The 2,962-nt window shown below is 62.1% G+C and carries 3 protein-coding genes and 1 pseudogene; all 4 read left to right on the plus strand.

The window, feature by feature from the left end:
- A pseudogene (locus K6N12_RS33445) lies at window positions 1-132 on the plus strand (sugar ABC transporter substrate-binding protein); the annotation flags it as partial.
- 111 nt (window positions 133-243) lie between these two features.
- The gene (locus tag K6N12_RS33450) at window positions 244-1,197 is read left to right on the plus strand and encodes a carbohydrate ABC transporter permease (protein ID WP_131711869.1); all 954 of its coding nucleotides are present in this window, start codon (window positions 244-246) and stop codon (window positions 1,195-1,197) included.
- Window positions 1,194-2,165, plus strand: a complete 972-nt coding sequence (locus K6N12_RS33455) for a carbohydrate ABC transporter permease (protein ID WP_131711868.1) — start codon at window positions 1,194-1,196, stop codon at window positions 2,163-2,165. The genes K6N12_RS33450 and K6N12_RS33455 overlap by 4 nt, the downstream gene beginning before the upstream one ends.
- A 3-nt stretch (window positions 2,166-2,168) precedes the next feature.
- The coding region (locus tag K6N12_RS33460) for an ABC transporter ATP-binding protein (protein ID WP_222135256.1) at window positions 2,169-2,962 on the plus strand (794 nt) is incomplete at its 3' end.

Below are 2,962 nucleotides of genomic sequence, written 5' to 3' on the forward strand. Positions count from 1 at the left end.
CAGGGCTATGGCGCCCCGCCGGCGATCGCCAATGCCTATAAGGACGTCGTCTCGAAGTTCGTCCACGGCCAGATCAAGAGCTCCGACGAAGCCGTCAAGCAACTCGTCCAGGCGATCGACGACGCCCGCTGAGACCGCTGAGATCTGTCGATGAATATGCTTCCCCGCGCGATCGCGCGGGGAGGCTTCAGGCTCCGCAGCGATCATTGCCGGGCCGATCCTGCGGGAAGGGAGATGATATCCATGAGCACAGTTGCCACCACCGATCCGGTTCTGACGCCGCGGCATTCGACGGCGATCTCGTTGCGGGGCCGGCTGCAGGATGCGCTGCCGAAGATCGTGCTGGCGCCGAGCTTCGTCATCACCCTCATCTTCGTCTACGGCTTCATCGTCTGGACGGCCTACCTGTCCTTCACCAATTCCAAGACCTTCCCGTCTTATGCGTTGACCGGGCCACGCGCCTATCAGCGGCTGTGGCGCTGGACCTTCGAGAGCGATCCGCCGTCCTCCTGGTATACCTCGATCACCAACATGGCGATCTTCGGCTTCCTCTATGTCGGCATTTGCCTGGCGCTCGGCCTGCTGCTTGCCATCCTGCTCGACCAGAGGATCCGCGGCGAGGGGCTGCTCAGGCCGATCTTCCTCTATCCGATGGCGCTCTCTTTCATCGTCACCGGGGTTGCCTGGAAATGGTTCCTCGATCCCGGCCTCGGGCTGGAGCAGACGCTGCACCACTTCGGCTGGACGAGCTTCCACTTCGACTGGATCAAGAACAAGGACTTCGTCATCTACACCGTTGTCATCGCCGGTGTCTGGCAGGCGTCTGGCTTCGTCATGGCGATGTTCCTGGCAGGCCTTCGCGGCATCGACGGCGAGATCATGAAGGCGGCGCAGATCGACGGCGCCTCGCCCTTGCAGCTTTATCGCCGCATCGTCATTCCGCTGTTGCGGCCGATCTTTCTCTCCGCCTTCATCGTGCTCGCCCATATGGCGATCAAGTCCTACGACCTGGTGGTGGCGCTGACCTCGGGCGGGCCGGGCGGCTCGGCCTGGCTGCCGTCCAACTTCATGTATGAATACACCTTCAAGCGCAACGAAATGGCCGTCGGCTCGGCCAGCGCCATCATCATGCTGATGACGATCTCGGCGATCATCGTCCCCTATCTCTATTCCGAACTGAAGGAGAAGGCCCGATGAGCAGTGTCACCGCCTCGACCGTACCTTCGACCGCACCGCTTTCACAAAGCAGCGACAGCAGAAATAACAACACACGCTGGATCGGCCGCCTGGTGATCTACGGCCTGCTGACGATCTTCGCCATCCTCTATCTGATGCCGCTCTTCGTCATGCTCACGACTTCGTTCAAGACGATGGACGAGATCCAGGGCGGCAACATGCTGGCGCTGCCGCAGGCGCCGACCTTCGATCCCTGGGTGAAGGCCTGGGGCGAGACCTGCGTCGGCCTGACCTGCGCCGGCATCAAGGGCTACTTCTGGAACTCGATCAAAATGGTGGTGCCGGCTGTGGCGATTTCCACCATCATGGGGGCGCTGAACGGTTATATCCTGACCAAATGGCGCTTCCCCGGCCATACGCTGGTGTTCGGGCTGATGCTGTTTGCCTGCTTCATCCCGTTCCAGTCGGTGCTTCTGCCGATGGCGACCATTCTCGGCTCGCTCGGCCGCTTCGGGGTGACGCTGCAGAACGCCACCGGCTGGAACTTCGGCTTCGGCAATTCGACCGTCAACCTGGTCTTCGTCCATGTCGTCTATGGCTTGGGCTTCACCACGCTGTTCTTCCGCAATTTCTACGAGGCTTTCCCGACCGAGCTGGTCCGCGCCGCCCAGGTCGACGGCGCCAGCTTCTTCCAGATCTTCCGCCGCATCATGCTGCCGAATTCGCTGCCGATCATCGTCGTCACGGTGATCTACCAGTTCACCAATATCTGGAACGACTTCCTGTTTGCCTCGGCCTATGCCGGCACCGGTGACTCCATGCCGATGACGGTGGCGCTCAACAATGTCGTCAACACCTCAACGGGGGTGGTCGAATACAATGTCAACATGGCGGCGGCGATGATCGCGGCCGTTCCGACGCTCATCGTCTATATCCTCGCCGGCCGCTACTTCGTGCGCGGTCTGATGGCGGGCGCAGTCAAAGGGTAAGTCATGGCCTTCCTGGAAATCTCCGGTCTCAGAAAACGCTTCGGCGCCGTCGACATTCTCAAGGGCATCGACCTCGAACTCGAAAAGGGCGGCTTTCTCGTGCTGGTCGGCCCGTCCGGCTGCGGCAAGTCCACGCTGCTCAACACCATTGCCGGGCTGGAGACGATCACCTCTGGCGATATCAGGATCGACGGGCGCGCCATCAACGGCCTGCATCCGTCCAAGCGCGACATCGCCATGGTGTTCCAGTCCTATGCGCTCTATCCCAACATGACGGTGGCGGGCAATATCGCCTTCGGCATGGAGATCCGCGGCGTTCCGAAGGAAGAGCGGGCCAAGGCGATCAAGCAGGTCTCCGACATGCTGCAGATCGGCCATCTGCTCGACCGCAAGCCGAGCCAGCTGTCCGGCGGCCAGCGCCAGCGCGTCGCCATGGGCCGGGCTTTGGTGCGCAATCCGCAGGTCTTCCTGTTCGACGAGCCCTTGTCCAATCTCGACGCCAAGCTGCGCGTCGACATGCGCACCGAGATCAAGCGGCTGCATCAGCGCATGGGCACCACCTTCGTCTATGTCACCCACGACCAGATCGAGGCGATGACGCTGGCGACCAAGATCGCCGTGCTCAAGGACGGGGTGCTGCAGCAGTTCGGCACGCCGGCCGAGATCTATAACAGCCCGGCCAATCTCTTCGTCGCCGACTTCATGGGATCGCCGGCGATGAACCTGCTGACCGCCACCGTCGAGAACGGCGCCGGCGGCCTTGCCGTCGCACTGGAGCGGCCGAATGGCGCGCCGCT

This window comes from Rhizobium redzepovicii, from assembly GCF_019793435.1.
Classification (GTDB): domain Bacteria; phylum Pseudomonadota; class Alphaproteobacteria; order Rhizobiales; family Rhizobiaceae; genus Rhizobium; species Rhizobium redzepovicii.